This is a genomic window from Pseudomonas sp. RIT-To-2, from assembly GCF_029623465.1.
Taxonomy (GTDB): Bacteria; Pseudomonadota; Gammaproteobacteria; order Pseudomonadales; family Pseudomonadaceae; genus Aquipseudomonas; species Aquipseudomonas silvicola.
This window is the reverse complement of record NZ_JAPYKM010000003.1, coordinates 74,554-91,424: the sequence shown is the minus strand read 5'-3', so window position 1 is coordinate 91,424 and position 16,871 is coordinate 74,554. Positions and strand designations below refer to the sequence as shown.

17 protein-coding genes are annotated in these 16,871 nt (G+C 64.6%); 7 read left to right on the top strand and 10 right to left on the bottom strand.

What is annotated here, in order from left to right; translation table 11 throughout:
* Window positions 1–23 precede the first annotated feature (23 nt).
* Window positions 24–305 carry a hypothetical protein gene (locus QBK88_RS03825; RefSeq protein WP_158154779.1) on the bottom strand — a complete coding sequence of 94 codons (282 nt, stop codon included), beginning with the start codon at window positions 303–305 and terminating at the stop codon, window positions 24–26.
* A gap of 57 nt (window positions 306–362) precedes the next feature.
* Complete coding sequence (locus tag QBK88_RS03820) at window positions 363–968, bottom strand: arylesterase (protein WP_277960976.1); 606 nt, start codon at window positions 966–968, stop codon at window positions 363–365.
* Between the two features lie 10 nt (window positions 969–978).
* Here QBK88_RS03820 and QBK88_RS03815 point away from each other — a divergent pair, with 10 nt between their 5' ends.
* Genes QBK88_RS03815 through greB form a run of 3 tightly spaced genes read left to right on the top strand, consistent with a single transcriptional unit; the run spans window position 979 to window position 4,691 of the window.
* The gene (locus tag QBK88_RS03815; RefSeq protein ID WP_268144165.1) at window positions 979–1,662 is read left to right on the top strand and encodes an ABC transporter ATP-binding protein; all 684 of its coding nucleotides are present in this window, start codon (window positions 979–981) and stop codon (window positions 1,660–1,662) included.
* Window positions 1,662–4,166: an ABC transporter permease gene (locus tag QBK88_RS03810; protein ID WP_277960975.1), complete on the top strand. Its 2,505-nt coding sequence runs from the start codon at window positions 1,662–1,664 to the stop codon at window positions 4,164–4,166. Before QBK88_RS03815 ends, QBK88_RS03810 begins: the two co-directional genes overlap by 1 nt.
* A gap of 51 nt (window positions 4,167–4,217) precedes the next feature.
* Window positions 4,218–4,691 (top strand): transcription elongation factor GreB, encoded by a 474-nt coding sequence (gene greB, locus QBK88_RS03805; protein ID WP_268144167.1) that lies wholly within the window; start codon window positions 4,218–4,220, stop codon window positions 4,689–4,691.
* Window positions 4,692–6,456: 1,765 nt separating this feature from the next.
* Here the strand turns inward: greB and QBK88_RS03800 are convergent.
* Window positions 6,457–7,521 carry an SDR family oxidoreductase gene (locus QBK88_RS03800; protein WP_277960974.1) on the bottom strand — a complete coding sequence of 355 codons (1,065 nt, stop codon included), beginning with the start codon at window positions 7,519–7,521 and terminating at the stop codon, window positions 6,457–6,459.
* Between the two features lie 203 nt (window positions 7,522–7,724).
* On the opposite strand from QBK88_RS03800, the gene QBK88_RS03795 reads away from it, so the two are divergent.
* Window positions 7,725–9,140 carry an AMP-binding protein gene (locus QBK88_RS03795; protein ID WP_277960973.1) on the top strand — a complete coding sequence of 472 codons (1,416 nt, stop codon included), beginning with the start codon at window positions 7,725–7,727 and terminating at the stop codon, window positions 9,138–9,140.
* A 136-nt stretch (window positions 9,141–9,276) separates the two neighbouring features.
* A complete protein-coding gene (locus QBK88_RS03790) occupies window positions 9,277–9,414 on the top strand; it encodes a hypothetical protein (protein ID WP_277960972.1) in 138 nt (45 codons plus the stop codon).
* Window positions 9,415–9,472: 58 nt separating this feature from the next.
* Here the strand turns inward: QBK88_RS03790 and QBK88_RS03785 are convergent, their stop codons facing one another.
* Window positions 9,473–10,342 carry an MBL fold metallo-hydrolase gene (locus QBK88_RS03785; protein ID WP_277960971.1) on the bottom strand — a complete coding sequence of 290 codons (870 nt, stop codon included), beginning with the start codon at window positions 10,340–10,342 and terminating at the stop codon, window positions 9,473–9,475.
* 104 nt (window positions 10,343–10,446) lie between these two features.
* On the opposite strand from QBK88_RS03785, the gene lnt reads away from it, so the two are divergent.
* On the top strand, window positions 10,447–11,991 hold the full coding sequence (lnt, locus tag QBK88_RS03780; protein WP_277960970.1) for an apolipoprotein N-acyltransferase: 1,545 nt from the start codon (window positions 10,447–10,449) through the stop codon (window positions 11,989–11,991).
* Here the strand turns inward: lnt and QBK88_RS03775 are convergent.
* Both QBK88_RS03775 and QBK88_RS03770 read right to left on the bottom strand, forming a co-directional pair.
* A complete protein-coding gene (locus QBK88_RS03775) occupies window positions 11,950–12,504 on the bottom strand; it encodes a TetR/AcrR family transcriptional regulator (RefSeq protein ID WP_277960969.1) in 555 nt (184 codons plus the stop codon). The two genes, lnt and QBK88_RS03775, sit on opposite strands and share 42 nt — an antisense overlap.
* Before the next feature lie 229 nt (window positions 12,505–12,733).
* Window positions 12,734–13,051, bottom strand: coding sequence for a hypothetical protein (locus QBK88_RS03770; RefSeq protein ID WP_277960968.1), 318 nt, complete (start codon window positions 13,049–13,051; stop codon window positions 12,734–12,736).
* A 308-nt stretch (window positions 13,052–13,359) separates the two neighbouring features.
* Between QBK88_RS03770 and QBK88_RS03765 the strand changes: the two genes are divergently transcribed.
* The gene (locus QBK88_RS03765; protein ID WP_277960967.1) at window positions 13,360–14,223 is read left to right on the top strand and encodes a hypothetical protein; all 864 of its coding nucleotides are present in this window, start codon (window positions 13,360–13,362) and stop codon (window positions 14,221–14,223) included.
* Between the two features lie 42 nt (window positions 14,224–14,265).
* Here the strand turns inward: QBK88_RS03765 and QBK88_RS03760 are convergent, their stop codons facing one another.
* From QBK88_RS03760 to QBK88_RS03745, 4 genes are all read right to left on the bottom strand, one after another.
* Window positions 14,266–14,709, bottom strand: coding sequence for a hotdog fold thioesterase (locus QBK88_RS03760; protein ID WP_268144193.1), 444 nt, complete (start codon window positions 14,707–14,709; stop codon window positions 14,266–14,268).
* Window positions 14,710–14,868: 159 nt separating this feature from the next.
* Window positions 14,869–15,324, bottom strand: a complete 456-nt coding sequence (gene sixA / locus QBK88_RS03755; RefSeq protein WP_268144194.1) for a phosphohistidine phosphatase SixA — start codon at window positions 15,322–15,324, stop codon at window positions 14,869–14,871.
* The gene (locus QBK88_RS03750) at window positions 15,321–15,668 is read right to left on the bottom strand and encodes a DUF4389 domain-containing protein (RefSeq protein WP_277960966.1); all 348 of its coding nucleotides are present in this window, start codon (window positions 15,666–15,668) and stop codon (window positions 15,321–15,323) included. The genes sixA and QBK88_RS03750 overlap by 4 nt, the downstream gene beginning before the upstream one ends.
* Window positions 15,669–15,686: 18 nt before the next feature.
* Window positions 15,687–16,712, bottom strand: a complete 1,026-nt coding sequence (locus QBK88_RS03745) for an NAD(P)H-dependent glycerol-3-phosphate dehydrogenase (protein WP_277960965.1) — start codon at window positions 16,710–16,712, stop codon at window positions 15,687–15,689.
* Window positions 16,713–16,871 lie beyond the last annotated feature (159 nt).

Here is a 16,871-nt window from a genome sequence, read left to right as displayed (position 1 = left end):
GATGAGCAGTTGTTCAGGAATGCCTAGAGCTGGGGCCACACTGGCCGGGTGCCCTGTTTTTGCGCATGAAGGATGGCCTTGCACAGGGGGCACAGGCGCTTGTCGCGAAAGATCGAGGGCGCCACCCCGGACCAGCGCGGTTGCGCGGGCAACAGGGTGCCGCACAGGGTACGGTCGGCGGAGCCACCGAGTTCCAGTTGGCGTGCGATCAGGTGCACACGAATTTCCTGGCACGCGAACAGATCGAGCTGCTCATCGGGCTCGATAAGTTGGTAGGCAAACAGGGACCAGGCAGGACGCGGCATTGGGGGCTCCAGATCGGGGGGCGCCACATTAGCCGAAAGGCGGTCACTAGAAAAGCGTCAAAGCAGCGGTTTGAGCTGCGGCCAGACATTTTCCAGCAACTTGCCCTGGGCATTCACCGCCGGGTGAATGCCATCAGCCTGCATCAGCGACGGCACACCCCCTACCCCTTCGAGGAAAAACGGCACCAGCGGCACCTGTTTCTGCTCGCCCAACTGGCTATAGACCTGGGCAAAGGCATTGGTGTAGCGCGCACCGTAGTTGGGGGGCAGCTTCATCCCCAGCAACAGTACCTTGGCACCGGCTGCGCGGGACGCGTCGATCATCGCCGCAAGATTTTGTTGCATTTGCGCCGGAGGGTGCCCCTGCAAGCCGTCATTGCCGCCCAGCTCCACGATCACCACGCTTGGCTTGTTGGCTGCAAGCAGCGCCGGCAGCCGCGCCTGGCCGTTCGCGGTGGTGTCGCCGGAGATCGAGGCATTGACCACCGAATCCTTGAAACCCTCGTGCTCAAGCCGTTGTCGCAGTAACGACACCCACCCCTTGCTGGTATCCAGGCCCAAACCGGCGCTGATACTATCGCCCACGACCAGCACGGTACCCGCCGCTGCGTTTTGCGCCATCAGCATCAGCGCCAGACCAGCACTCAACCACCACACTCGCATCGGATTCTCCATGGGCCCAAGCATCCTCAAAGCTCAGAACCTTAGCAAAGTGGTTCCCAGCGCGGAAGGTGAACTCACCATCCTTCATGAATTGTCACTGGACCTGAACAAGGGCGACAGCCTGGCCATCGTCGGCGCTTCGGGCTCTGGCAAATCCACCTTGCTGGGCTTGCTGGCCGGCTTGGACCTGCCCAGCGGCGGCAACGTGACCCTGGCCGGGCGCGACCTCAGCCAACTGGATGAAGACCAGCGCGCCCGGGTGCGGGCCGAGCACGTGGGCTTCGTGTTCCAGTCCTTCCAGTTGCTGGACAGCCTCAACGCACTGGAAAACGTCATGCTGCCGCTGGAGCTCGACGGCCGTGCCGACGCTCGCGACATTGCCCGCGGCTTGCTGGAGCGAGTGGGCCTGGGCCAGCGCCTGAGCCACGCCCCCCGCCAACTGTCCGGCGGTGAGCAGCAACGGGTAGCCATTGCCCGTGCCTTCGCGGCCGAACCTGACGTGCTGTTCGCCGATGAGCCTACCGGCAACCTCGACAGCCACACCGGGGAGCGCATCAGCGACCTGCTGTTCGAACTGAACAAGGAACGCGGTACCACCCTGGTGCTGGTGACCCACGATGAACGCCTGGCACACCGCTGTCGGCGCCTGATCCGCCTCGATGCCGGCCGCCTGGTCGGCCCCCTGGAGCCATGATGGCTGGTTTGCCACTCCCGCGCCTGATGGCGCTGTCGGTGCGCCAGTTGCTGCGCGATGCCCGCGCCGGTGAATTGCGCGTGCTGTTTTTCGCCCTGCTGGTGGCCGTGGCCGCCAGCACTGCCATCGGCTATTTCGGTGCTCGCCTGAACGCCGCGATGCTGCTGCGCGCCACCGAGTTTCTCGGTGCCGACCTGGTGCTGCAAGGCACGACGCCTGCGCGCCCGGAGCAAATACGCCTGGGCCGCGAGCAAGCCCTGAACCATGCGCGGGTCGTGGAGTTCGCCAGCGTGGTGGCCACCGACAACGGTATCCAGCTGTCGAGCATCAAGGCGGTGGATGACAATTACCCCCTGCGCGGCCAGCTCAAGAGCGCTGCCCAGCCCTATGGCGAAGAAGCCGCCGGTGGGCGCCCCGAGCCCGGGCAGGCCTGGGTGGAGTCGCGGTTGCTGGCGGCACTGAACCTGAAGATCGGTGACAGCATCGATGTAGGCAACAAGACCCTGCGCCTGGCGCGGGTGCTGACCTATGAGCCTGACCGCGCCGGCAACTTCTACAGCCTGACCCCTCGGGTCATGATCAACGAGGCTGACCTGGCGGCCACCGGCGTGATCCAGCCCGGCAGCCGCGTCACCTTCCGTGAACTGTGGAGCGGCAAGCCCACGGCCCTGGCCGCCTACGCCCAGACCGTGCACGCGGGCCTGGCACCCAACCAGCGGCTGCAGGATGCGCGGGACGGCAACCAGCAGATCGGCGGCGCCCTGAGCAAGGCTGAGCGCTACCTGAACATGGCCAGCCTGGTGGCGGTGCTGTTGTCCGGCGTGGCAGTGGCCCTGTCGGCCAGCCGCTTTGCCAGCCGGCGCTTCGATGCCAGCGCGTTGCTGCGCTGCCTGGGCCTGTCGCGTGGGGAAGTGCTGCTGTCGTTCTGCATTCAACTGACCGTGCTTGGCGTGCTGGCCTGCGTCAGTGGCGCAGTACTGGGCTGGCTGGCGCAGCTGGGGCTGTTCAAACTGCTCCAGGGCCTGCTGCCCAGCCTGGTGCCAGGCGGCGGCGTGCTGCCGGCACTGGCCGGTATCGGTACCGGGCTGGTGGCCCTGGCCGGCTTCGCCTTGCCGCCGCTGGCCGCCCTGGGCCGGGTGCCGCCGCTGCGGGTACTGCGCCGCGACCTGCTGCCCGTTCCCCCAAGCACCTGGTTGGTGTACGGCTTGGCGGTACTGGCCCTGGGCCTGATCATGTGGCGCTTGAGCCTGGACCTGCTGCTGACCTTCGCGCTGCTGGCCGGCGGCCTGGTGGCGGCGGTACTGCTGGGCGGCGTGTTGCTGCTGGGACTGCAAAGCCTGCGGCGGTTGCTGGCGGGCGCCACCCTGCCCTGGCGCCTGGGCCTGGGGCAGCTGTTGCGTCACCCCCTGGCGGCGGCGGGTCAGTCCCTGGCGTTCGGCCTGATTCTACTGTCCATGGCCCTGATCGCCCTGCTGCGCGGCGAACTGCTGGACACCTGGCAGAACCAATTGCCCAAGGACGCCCCGAACTATTTCGCGCTCAATATCCTGCCAGCCGAAAAGGACAGTTTCGCCCAGCGCCTGAGTAGCTACTCCGCCCGCTCGGCGCCCCTTTACCCGGTGATCCCAGGGCGCCTGACCGCCGTCAACGGCGAAGCGGTGCGTCAACTGGTGACCAGGGACTCACGCGGCGAGCAGGCCACGGAACGCGACCTGAGCCTGACCTGGTCGGCCGACGTGCCGCCGGGCAACAGCCTCAGCCTGGGCCAATGGTGGGGCGCCAGCCCGGAAGCCGGCCTGCCGGGCGTATCAGTGGAGGCCAAGCTGGCCGACAGCCTGAAACTCAAACTGGGCGACACCCTGACCTTCAACATCGGCGGCAGCGAGCGCCAGGCCAAAGTCACCAGCCTGCGGGACGTGCATTGGGACAGCTTTCAGCCCAACTTCTACATGATTTTCCAGCCTGGCACCCTTACCGACCTGCCCACCACCTACCTGACCAGCTTCTACCTGGCCCCAGGGCACGACCAGCAGGTAGTGGAACTGGCCCGAGCCTTCCCCGCCGTGACCTTGCTGCAGGTCGAGGCGTTGCTGGAGCAACTGCGTAGCATTCTCGCCCAGGTCACCCTGGCGGTGGAGTATGTGCTGCTGTTCGTGCTGGCCGCGGGCATGGCCGTGCTGTTCTCCGGCCTGCAGGCCACGCTGGACGAACGCATCCGTCAAGGCGCCCTGCTGCGCGCCCTGGGCGCCGAGCGCCGGCTGCTGGTCAAGGCGCGGCGCATCGAATTCGGGCTGCTGGGGGCGGCCAGCGGCTTGCTGGCGGCGGTAGGCACCGAACTGATCAGCCTGGTGCTGTACCGCTATGCCTTCAATCTGCAGTGGCACCCGCACCCCTGGTTGCTGCTGCTACCGCTGGTGGGGGCGCTGCTGATTGGTGGTGCGGGGGTATTTGGGACCCGCCGTGCCTTGAACGCCAGCCCGCTGGCCGTGTTGCGCGACAGTTGAGCCAGCGCCCGTGCTGGGCCAGCCGGTATTTATCACAGTCAGGAGAAAGCGTTGGCCACCAACATCATCACCCGCAAAGGCCATGAGGCGCTCAAGAGCGAACTTGACCACCTGTGGCGCGTGTACCGTCCGGAAATTACCCAGAAGGTGGCGTGGGCAGCGTCGCTGGGTGACCGTAGCGAGAACGCCGATTACCAGTACAACAAAAAACTGCTGCGCGAGATCGACCGCCGGGTGCGTTACCTGCGCAAGCGCCTGGAGGACGTCAAGGTGGTCGACTACGCCCCCGAGCAAGAGGGCAAGGTGTTCTTTGGCGCGTGGGTCGAGATTGAAAACGAGGAAGGGGAAACGAAAAAATTCCGCATCGTGGGCTACGACGAGATCTACGGCCGCAACGACTACATTTCCATCGACTCGCCCATGGCGCGCGCCCTTCTGAAGAAAGAGCAGGATGATGAAGTACGCGTCCAGACCCCCTCGGGTGAAGCCACCTGGTACGTGAACAGCATCACTTACGAAGGGTGACTCTGCAGGCCGCGTCGGCAGTCCGGGCACCCTTCGAGGAAGCGCCACCCATCGGATTGAGGCTGATGCAGCCTGTGGGAGCACAGCTTGCTGGCGAAGGGCACAACACGGTCCATCAGGTACACCGCGCTGCCTTTTTCGCTAGCAAGCTACGCTCCCACCAGGACACCAAGGACCGCCAGGCTGACGCAACCTGTAGGAGCACAGCTCGCTGGCGAAGGGCACAACACGGCCCATCAGGTACACCGCGCTGCCTTTTTCGCTAGCAAGCTACGCTCTTACCAGGACACCAAGGAGCGCCAGGTGACGCAACCTGTAGGAGCACAGCTTGCTGGCGAAGGGCATAACACGGCCCATCAGGTACACCGCGCTGCCTTTTTCGCTAGCAAGCTACGCTCCCACCAGGACACCAAGGAGCGCCAGGTGCCGCAACCTGTAGGAGCACAGCTTGCTGGCGAAGGGAACAACACGGCCCATCAGGTACACCGCGCTGCCTTTTTCGCTAGCAAGCTACGCTCCCACCAGGACACCAAGGACCGCCAGGCTGACGCGGGCCTATGGGAGCACAGCTTGCTGGCGAAGGGCACAACACGGCCCATCAGGTACACCGCGCTGCCTTTTTCGCTAGCAAGCTACGCTCCCACCAGGACACCAAGGAGCGCCAGGTGCCGCAACCTGTAGGACCACAGCTTGCTGGCGAAGGGAACAACACGGCCCATCAGGTACACCGCGCTGCCTTTTTCGCTAGCAAGCTACGCTCCCACCAGGACACCAAGGACCGCCAGGCTGACGCAACCTGTAGGAGCACAGCTTGCTGGCGAAGGGCACAACACGGCCCATCAGGTACACCGCGCTGCCTTTTTCGCTAGCAAGCTACGCTCCCACCAGGACACCAAGGAGCGCCAGGTGCCGCAACCTGTAGGAGCACAGCTTGCTGGCGAAGGGAACAACACGGCCCATCAGGTACACCGCGCTGCCTTTTTCGCTAGCAAGCTACGCTCCCACCAGGACACCAAGGACCGCCAGGCTGACGCGGGCCTATGGGAGCACAGCTTGCTGGCGAAGGGCACAACACGGCCCATCAGGTACACCGCGCTGCCTTTTTCGCTAGCAAGCTACGCTCCCACCAGGACACCAAGGAGCGCCAGGTGCCGCAACCTGTAGGAGCACAGCTTGCTGGCGAAGGGAACAACACGGCCCATCAGGTACACCGCGCTGCCTTTTTCGCTAGCAAGCTACGCTCCCACCAGGACACCAAGGACCGCCAGGCTGACGCAACCTGTAGGAGCACAGCTTGCTGGCGAAGGGCACAACACGGCCCATCAGGTACACCGCGCTGCCTTTTTCGCTAGCAAGCTACGCTCCCACCAGGACACCAAGGACCGCCAGGCTGACGCGGGCCTATGGGAGCACAGCTTGCTGGCGAAGGGTGCAACGCGGTCCATCAGGTACACCGCGCTGCCTTTTTCGCTAGCAAGCTACGCTCCCACCAGGACACCAAGGACCGCCAGGCTGATGCAGCCTGTGGGAGCACAGCTTGCTGGCGAAGGACACAACACGGCCCATCAGGTACACCGCGCTGCCGTTTTCGCTAGCAAGCTACGCTCCCACCAGGACACCAAGGAGCGCCAGGTGACGCAACCTGTAGGAGCAAAGCTTGCTGGCGAAGGGTGCAACGCGGTCCATCAGGTACACCGCGCTGCCTTTTTCGCTAGCAAGCTACGCTCCCACCAGAACGTGCAAGCGGCACTCCTGGCGCTTTGCTTCAAGCCAGCAATGAATGCCGGACAAAGCGGGCGGTATTGTCCAGGGCCAGGCCGATGTCCGGGTGGCGCAGCGCGTAGCGGCGGTCCAATCGCCGCGTGTTGCTCATGTCGAAACGCGTGGTCTGAATGAAGTCCAGCGATTCGGGGCTGGTCTTGAGCAAAGCTGACACACCCGGCACCCTCAACAACCCCCTGAGCACCCCCAACGCGACGTACCGATGCGGCGCCCGCACCCCCAGGGTCGGCGCGACGCGCTCCAGCAAACCGCCCAGGGCGGGGGTATCGGCATCCAGTGCCAGCACCTGCTGGTTGACCATGTCGGGGTCGATGGCCACGGCGCCCATCAAGGCCACCAGGTAATCGACACTGACCAGCGGCAACCAATGGTCAGGGGAACCCGGGATGGCCTTGAGCCGGCCACCGGCCAGGTTGCGCATCAGCGCGACCAGCGGCTGCCCGGCCAGGATGTGCCCCGTGCGGCTGTGACCGCAGACCGTGGCAGGGTGCACAATGGTGTAGTGGCCGCCCACCTGCCGCAGGTACTGAAGCACAGCGAAATGGGCTTCCATCTTGCTGCCTTCGTAACCACCGGCTCGCCGATACACACGAGGCCAATCCGTAGCGTCAACCGACTCGAGGTCGATACCCAATGCATTCATGTGCTCATGGTTTTCCAGCATGTAGCCCCCCACCATGAGCAATCGGCACCCTCGTTCGGCTGCCCAGCGGGCAACGTTCAACGGGCCCTGAACATTCACCGCCCGCGCCTGATCCAGGGTCAGCCCCCAGGCAAACTGCACCGCCAGGTGAAACACCAGCCGCACGCTGGCCATGCCTTGCTGGTCGGCGGTACTTAGGCCCAACCCCGGTTGGCTGATGTCACCCCGCACAAACACCAACCGCGAAGCCTCCCCGCCCAGCAAACCCACCTGCTCGGCTAACCGCCCCTGGGCCTGGGCCGAGCGCATCAGCACCTGGCAGCGGTGCCCCCGGGCCGTGAGGTGCGCCAGCAAGTGCTGGCCGATGAAACCGCTGCCGCCGGTGACGAAACATTCCATTTGCATTGTTCATTCCCTGAAAAACGGTGGGTGGAGGGCTTAGGCCCCCCTGCCTGCGCGCAGACTTCACTCTCGCCGCCTACCTCATGGAAGCCGATGCCGGTAGCGTGACGGGAGCGCCAAAGATGATGACATCTGAATCCAGATCATCTTTACATATACAGAACGGTCTGTACAATCGCGGCACTTTATCTTCCGAGATGCTCCACATGGACGTGACATACACCGGCTCCCTCTTGCCCGAGTTGCGCCCGCAGGTACCCGCGCACGCCGGCCAGACCCTCGTCGATGTACTGCGCTGGCGCGCCGTGCAAACACCGGATCGGTTGGCCATGAGCCTGACTACCGACAGGGGGGCGGTGGTGACCTTTACCTATGGCCAACTGGACCGGCATGCGCGAGCACTGGCCCAGCGCTTGCAACAACAGCGGTGCGTGGGCACCCGGGCGGTGATCATGCTCCCCCCAGGCCCTGACTATCTGGTGGCGTTGCTGGGGTGCTGGTACGCCCGCGTCACCGCGGTACCCATCAGCCAGCCCAGCGGCGACCTGTGCCCAGCCGGCACACTGCGCCTGATCGACACGGTGGGCCCCCGGATCCTCATCTGCGCCCATGCTGCCCGCAAGCAGATGCGCCAGGCCGCCTGGCGTGCCGTCAGCCGCACCGCCGCGATGATCGTGAACATTGACCGCCTGCCCCTGACGGATGCCGACGCGTGGCTGGCACCCGATGTTCAGCCCCATACACTGGCCCTGCTGCAATTCGCCCCCACGGCCGCTGACGCCACCCGTGGCGTGCGTATTCAGCACGGCAACCTCATGGCAGGCTTGCAGACGCGCCATCAGGCCATGGCCGTCACGCCTGAAGACATCGCCGTCGCCTGCCTGCCCGCTGACCACCCGATGCACCTGACGCGGGAATTGTTGCAGCCTTTGTACAGTGGCTATCCCGCCCACCTGCTCTGCGCAGGTGCCGTGGCGCAACGCCCATGGCGCTGGCTGGAGACGATCTGCGCACGGCGGGCAACCCTGGCCAGCGCACCCGCCTGGCTCTACGCCCGGTGCAGCACCGAGCATTCTGAACGGTCCGCACCACTGGACCTGTCCTGCTGGCGCCTGGCCGCGACCGGCGACGAACTGCTTCCCCCCGCCGCCATGGCCGCGTTCGACGCATGCTTCACCCCCATGGGGTGGCCGGGCAAGGTCTTCTTCACCGCCTACGAGCCAGGCGAAAGCAGCGGCGCCGTCACCGCCAGCACGCCGCACCGGCCACCCCATCGCCTGGTGGTCGACCGCGACCAACTCGATGCAGGCCGCTTGCAACCCGCTGCCTCAGGCCAGGGCATTGTATTGCTCAGCAGCGGCATGCCAGCGGCGCAGGCAACGCTGTGCATTGTCGACCCGCACACGCGCGAGCCGCTGCGCGAAGGCCAGGTGGGCGAAATCTGGGTGGCGGGTCCCACCGTGGCGGATGGGTACTGGAAAAATCCCGAGGCGACCTGGGAAAACTTCCAGGCCACCCTGCGTGATGGTGAACGCCGCTGGCTGCGCACCGGCGATCGTGGCGCGATGCTGGACCATCACTTGTACACGCTTGGCCGCCTTGCCCCAGGCCCTGCCATCTAGCCGCCGCACGGGTAGGCGGGCCTTGGCCCGCCAGCCCCGTGGCCTGGCAAACGCTGTACTGGCGCCTTACACACTAAAAACAACACTTTCCGCAGCTTCCTGAAGCCGCTGGAAGCTGCACTGTGCGAGAACCGTAATGGACACGATCAATACCCGCTTTCAGCAGATCGACCCCTGGGGCAAGGTCCACCTCGCCCAGGCGGGCAGCGACACGCCGATCATCGAGCTGGTCAGCAAGGGGGTTGCCAATGCCCACCACCGTCGTCGTCGCTGAAGCTGGACCCGGCCATCATCGAGCTTTTCGGCAAGCTGGGGGTGACCATCATGGACATCTACGGCGCCACGGACCCACGCGTGCGGCAAGGCGCAGGGGGCGCCGCAGCCGACGCCTGCCACACAGGCGGTACCTGCCGGGAAATTGGATAATTGAATGCCAGTGCCTGACCATCGGCCGGAATATGCAAGCGCTCGCCCAGGCCGACCTGTTCGGCCCGGGCAGCCAGTTCGCGTCGGGTGACCGGGCAATGATTGAGGGCCTCCAGGTGGTTGGCTACCACCTGGCCGGTAGCCAGCTGAGCGAACTGCAGCGCTTCGTCGATGCCCATGATGATTTCGCTGCCGATGTCCAACTGTGCACCGCCGGCCGGGATCACCGAGACCTGCGGTTGGTGCTGGAGGACGAAATCTCGCACCGTGTCGGTCAACACGGTATCGCCTGCCAGGTACAGGCTGGGTTCGCCCGGCATCTGCAGGAAATAGCCGACACCGTGTTCCATGAACCCGCCGATCAGGCCCACGCCATGGGTACAGCGCACCGTGGTGACCGTACCGCCCAACCACCCTTCGGGCTCACCAGGCACGGCGGCCAATGGCTCGACGTTCAGACCCTGGCGTGCCAGGTAGCGTGCATCGTGTGGGGTGCATATCACCGGGATGCCGCGCTCACGCAGCCATTTGGCACCCGGCCGGTCCAGATGGTCGAAGTGGCCTCGCTGGCAGTGGGTGATCAAGCAGTGCGTCACCGTGTCCAGCAACGCCGCGGCCTCACTGGGCAAGTCGACCACGGGGTTTCGGCTGCAGTGGCTGAAGAGCCGCAAGGGGGGGTGCGCGAACCGCTGCCCCAGCATGGGGTCGACGAGGATTCGATGACCGGCCAGCTCACACACGAGGGTGGCATTTCTGATCTGGTGGATTTTCATCATGACCCTGCAAACGTCCTGTAGACCCTCAGCCTAGCTGAAAACAGAACTGGCATCGGGCCGCTATCGCCGCCGCTACCGGTGTCCGACTGGATCAAGGAGTTTCGATGTTTCCGATCACTTGCCGTCCCTGCAACGGTTATCTCCTGGCGCTGGCAGCAGGCGCACTGATGCCGCTGGCCCTGGCGCCCTTCAATCTCTGGCCCCTGGCGCTGCTGTCCACCGCGCTGTTCTACCATGGCTTGAAAACCCTGCCTGCCCGGCTGGCCTTCCGGCAGGGCTGGTGCTATGGGTTCGGCAGCTTCGGGGCAGGCACCAGTTGGGTCTACGTCAGCATCCGCGATTTCGGTGATGCGCCCCTGCCGCTGGCCCTCGCGCTGACCGTTGGGTTTTGCGCGGGGCTAGCGTTGCTTTTTGCCGTGCACGCTTATCTGTGGACGCGCTACTTCAGGCGCGACCAGGCCCCTGTGGCTGATGCCCTGGCCTTCGCGGCGCTATGGCTGGCCATGGAAGTGCTGCGCAGTGTGCTGCTGGGCGGTTTCCCCTGGCTGCTGCTGGGCTATTCACAGCTGGACGGCCCCCTCGCCGCGCTGGCTCCGCTGGGCGGGGTGTGGCTGATTTCGACCGCGCTGGCGCTGACGGCCGCCCTGCTCGCCAGCGCCCGCGCCTGGCACCGCCGCCCTCGTCAAGCGCTGGCGGCGGTGGCCTTGCTGGTCGCACCCTGGGCCACGGGCTTGCTGGCCAACGGCTACGCCTGGACCCGACCGGCAGGCCCGGCACTGAAAATAGCGGCAGTGCAAGGCAATGTGGCGCAGCAACTCAAACGGGACCCGGCCTATGCACGTTCGACGCTTGACCATTATCGCCAATTGACGGCGCCCCATGGCGACGCCGACTTGGTGGTGTGGCCGGAAAACGCCATCGCACTGCTGCGCGAGGACGTGGGGCCACCGTTGCGTGCGATGGATGAAGCGTTCAAGGGCCGCCATCAGGCGTTGATCACCGGCATTCCGGTGAGCCAAGCCGATGGCCACGGGGGCCAGCGTTTCTATAACAGCCTGATGGTGATCGGCGCCGGCACCGGCACCTACTTCAAGCAAAAGCTGGTGCCCTTTGGTGAATATGTGCCGCTGCAGCAATACCTGAGGGCAGTAATGGGGTTGTTCGACCTGCCCATGTCGAACTTCAGCCCAGGGCCGCCCCGGCAACCGCCGCTGCTGGCCAAAGGCATCACCGTCGCTCCGCTGATCTGTTATGAAGGGGTGTTCCCGCAATTGTCGGCCGAGCAGGCCAGCCATGGCCAACTCATCGTCACGGTCAGCAACGATACCTGGTTCGGCCGCTCGATCGGGCCGGCCCAGCACCTGCAGATAGCCAGAATGCGCGCGCTGGAAAGCGGGCGGTGGATGGTCAGGGCCACCAACAGCGGCATCACCGTGCTGGTCGACCCATTGGGGCATGTACAGGCCCGCCTCGCGTCATTCCAGAGCGGTGTACTGCGTGGCGATGTCGTGCCCATGACAGGCTCGCCCCCTTACCTCAGGTGGCGCCTCTGGCCCCTGGGCAGTGGCTGCGCGCTGGTGCTGGCGTGGGCCGCGGTCCTTGGACGCTCAAGCCGACGCCGCCACCGCCACGCGGTGATGCTGCAATAGCACGGTCAGTACCTGGGTGGCGGCATCCAGGGAGTCGCCGGTGATGCCGATCGCGGAGAGATTGCGCGCGCCTTCGAACAGAATCAGGCACTGCAGCGCCAGCGCCTGAGGGTTGGCATAGCCGAACATCTGCAGTAACCGGGAGAAGAGCTCGATCAAGGTCTGCTTGTGCAGTTGGCACACCTGATGAATAGGGTGCTCGGGCTCGCTGTACAGGTTGGCGGCACTGACGAAAAGGCAGCCGCGCACAGAGGTGTCGATGAATTTGGCCCGGTACCACGCCAGCAGCCCTGCTATCTGTGGTTCCATGACTAACGGCGACTGAGCAACCCGCTGCTGGATCTCCGCGATGATCTCGGCGTGATAACGCTTGAGGCACTCTTCGATCAGGTCGTCCTTCGAAGAGAAATACTTGTACAGCGTCATTTTACTGATGCCGGAACACTTGATGACACGATCTACGCCGACGGATTGGAAACCTTCATACAGAAAAAGCTCCAAGGCCGTGGTCAACAGCTTTTCTCTCGCCAAGGACATTAAGCGCTCACTTATCCGATCTTCCATTTAGGCCGCACTGCCCACCCGCCCTGCATCTTCAGGGCAAACGCCGGACCCCTGTCCTTGGATGCAGCCCCGCAGAGGTCCGGGGGTGCAGGGCCGCGCATGTGCGCTGGGCAGCCTGTACACGGGGTAGACAGCGACCCGCGCCAGTGTGCTAGCACATTATCAAACCTGGGCGCGATCAGCGAGCCTGACGCAAGGTCACCAACCCCTGACGTGCTACCCGGGTCAGGTGGCCAATGACGTGGGCCGCCTGATCGGGGCGCGGCGAATGCACCACGGCCAGGTCGAACCGATCGTTTGCCAGATGCGCCAGCGACTCGCCGGGCGAGACAAACTGGATCAGTGATGCACAGGCCTTGCCTGCACGCCGCGGCCAGCCATCGAGGTAACGCAGCAACGTGGGTTGGTGCTGGCCAACCAGCAGAATGCGTGGGGTACGCGCTGCACCGTTTGCCGGAAGCGGCGCCAGGCACACGATAGGACGGGGGCAACTCATGGTGGTGTTTTTCCAAGCCTCGCAAGTCCCGCTGGGCTGCGGTGGGAGGCAACACCGAACCAGCGTTTTAGCGGTATTTCGGCGTTTCCCTGGGAAACACCTGCGCCCCGCAAGTAGCTGTCTTAAATCGGCGCTTGAATGCCATCCTAGTGAAGCGATGGCATTTGTGTCAATCACACCAAGGCAAAATTGCCATCACGGCCCGGGGGGCAAGCTTTCCGGCTCGGCCCGCAACCACCCCAGCCTTAGCATGGTCGGGTATCGCGCATCGATACGCCACTCACGAGCATTGCCAAGGAAGGGTCATCATGAGAGTCAACAATCAAGACCGTCTGCACGCCTGGATGGGCAACAACGCCATCATCGGCAACCTGTCCATCGACAACCTGGTGTTGCCCGGCAGCCATGATTCGGGCAGCAACAAAGAACACTACGTCCAGATGCAACTGCCCCACGAGGTTACTCAGGACGTGTCGCTGATCAAGCAGATTCGCGGGGGCATCCGGGTACTGGACCTGCGCGTGCAGTGCTGTGAACAGTTCCGGGTCGGCGACCCCAGGCGCTTCCAACTGACGCATTTCACCACCACCGGCGTGAGCCTGGAAGCCGACCTCCTCGGGCCGTTGCTGGACTTCTACAGCGCCGCCGATACCCAAAAGGAAATCATCGTCCTCGATTTCCACGAGCTGCACGGCTTCACACCCGCCATACACCAGGAGTTCCAGGCCATGCTCATGGACCGCCTGGGGCACCGCTGCCTGCCAGCCGATGTACTGGGCAAAAACCTCGTCCACCTGTGGTTGAACCACCCAGGCAAGAACCTGGTGCTGGCCTATGACGGCCCCGCCTGGCACCCGCCGTTCTGCGAACGCGTGAAGCAGTGCTGGAGCGGCAGCAACACCAACACCGCCGCCACCCTCAAGACCTTCATGGACGACGTCGCCGAAGAGTACAAGCCCGGCGGCCAGCTGCGTGCCATTCAGTGTGCCAAGTACGCGCTGCCGCTGTTCGTGCCAGACGACTTCAGCGACAAGATCGACCAGTGGTTCCACTCCGAGGACGAGAACAGCTATATCCAGAAGTTCTACATCATCAATACCGACTGGAGCCTGCGCAGCCGTATCGTCGCCAACTGCATTCATGCCAGCGTTGTCCGTGCCATGAATGCATGAGCCCCGGCGGGGTGGCGTTGAGGCGACCCGGCGAAATGGCCCTTACCGCCCTGGCGGGTTCTCGCCCAGCGGCACCACGGCCACGGTCAGCCGCGAGATGCAGTTGAGCTTGCCACGCTCGTCGCTCAGGCGAATGTCCCACACGTGGGTGGTACGGCCGATGTGAACCGCCCGCGCCACGCCGGTGACCCGGCCACTGCGCACACCGCGTACATGGTTGGCGTTCACCTCCAGCCCCACGCAGTAATGGGTGCTGGGGTCGATGCACAGGTAGCTGGCCATGGAGCCCAGGGTTTCGGCCAGCACCACCGAGGCACCGCCATGCAGCAGGCCGTAGGGCTGATGAGTGCGATGGTCGACGGCCATGCTGGCGGTGAGCGACTCGGCGTCGACGGCTTCGAAGCGAATGTCGAGTACTTCGCCGATGGTGTTTTTCTGCGCCTCGTTGAACTGCGCGAGGTTGGGTTCGGTGCGCCATAGGGTCATGGAAGTGTCCTTGTACCGGAATATTCATGGCGGCCCTGGCGCCCGGCGATGCCGGGGTCTGGGCTGCCGCAATCAACCGCCCCACTATCTTTGCCGCCCACGGGGGTGGCAAGCGACGGGGCGGTTCCAGGCGGGCATTTGGCCGTTCCGCCATCAGTCTCAGGCGTGATGCACGGCCTTGACGCTGAGCAGGCCGGCCAGCGGCCACTCCCCTTCCAGGACCGCCAGGCTGGCGGTGTCCATACCTCGTGGGGTTTTCAGGTGGCCATTCTCCAGCAAGCCCACCAGGGCACCTACCAACGGCTGATGGCTGACCAGCAGTACGTTGTCCTGGGCCAGCGCATCCAACCGGCTGATCACCTCGGCAGGGTCGGTCTCGGGCGTCAACCACGGCACGGTGACGATGGGCTGCTCCAGGGCCAGGGCTTCATGAACGATACCCGCGGTCTGCTGGGCGCGTACATACGGGCTGGCGTAGAGGGCGGTGACCGGTTCACCCAGCAGGTGCGCGGCGCTGCGCAACACCTGTTCACGGCCATGGTCGGTCAGTTCGCGCAGGCTGTCACTGGCCGCATGGCCCTGTGCCTCGCCATGGCGCAGGATCCATAGCTTCACAGTTTGGGCTCCTCGTCGCGCGCCGGGTGAGGTGCCGGTGGCACGCTGTGCGGCGCCTCGCCTTCCGGGGCGCGGGCAACGGGCCAATCGGCGAAGGGCCAGGGTTTCTGCTCGGTATGAAAGCTGCCGAAACGACCGATCTGGGCCATGAACTGGCTCAGGCTATCGCCGAAGTTCATCAGGCTCAGGTTCGGCGCGCCATAGACCAGGCGGTAGATCAACTGGATCAGCACCACGGCGCCCAGCAGCAATTGCGCCACTTGCCACACCAGTACATACAGCACCATCCACAGCACCCGCAGCAGGATCGATTCCTGGCTGGGTTTGAGAGGCGAATCACTCATGTCCGTTGCTCCTGCGTATCAGTTGAAACCACTGATGGAAATGAAATCGACGTCGGTCTTGGGTTCGGCGCGCATCAGCAGCTCGATCACCTGGGCCAGGGTACGCCCTTCGAACAGGATCGCGTGCAACCCGGCTACCAGCGGCATGTACACATTCAGTTCCTGGGCCTTGGCCTTGAGCACCTTGAGGGTATTGACGCCCTCGGCGACTTCGCCCAGGCGCGTCACCGCTTCTTCCAGGCTCAACCCCTGCCCCAGCGCATGGCCAACCTGGTAGTTGCGGCTCTTGGGCGAGGAGCAGGTGACGATCAGGTCGCCCACCCCGGCCAGGCCCAGGAAGGTCATGGGGTTGGCGCCCTGGCTCACGGCGAAGCGGGTCATTTCGGCCAGTGCCCGGGTGATCAGCATGCTCTTGGTGTTCTCGCCCATGCCCAGTGCCACCGCCATGCCGGCGATGATGGCGTAGACGTTCTTCAGCGCCCCGCCCAGCTCGACGCCGAAGCGGTCACTGCTGGCGTACACGCGAAACGTAGGCCCGTGCAGCGCGGCCTGCACCTCGGCGCACAGCGCCTCGTCCTCGCTGGCCACCACCGTGGCGGTCAGCGCATGCTCGGCCACTTCGCGGGCCAGGTTCGGCCCCGACAGCACGCCGATGCGCGCAGCGGGGGCGATATCGGTGAGGATCTCGCTCATCAGCTTGAACGTCTGGGCTTCGATGCCCTTGGTCAGGCTGACCAGCATGCGCCCGGCCAGCAACTGCGCGTGGGGCGCCAGCACACTGCGCAAGGCGCTGGAAGGCAGGGCCACGAAGATCAGCTGGCTGCCTTGCAGGGTGGCCAGCAGGTCGGTGACCGGCTCGACATTGGGGTGGATCCTGATGCCCTTGAGGTAGCGCGGATTCTCGCGCTGGGTGCGGATGGCCTCGGCCTGCTGCGGGTCGCGCATCCATTGGCGCACGGCATGGCCATTCTCGGCCAGCAAGTTCGCCACGGCGGTGCCGAAACTCCCGCCCCCCAGCACTGCGACAGGCTGCTGTTCAGTCATATCCAATCCATCAAAACCAAAAAAGTGGGCGACGCCTGCATTATACGGAGCATGGCCGCCGCGGCCAGTCCCACGGGCGAACCCGTGCAGGCAAAGCGTAGCCGCGTGTGTAGACATCACTGGAAATGTTGACACATGCGGTTAAAATGTCCGGCTTTT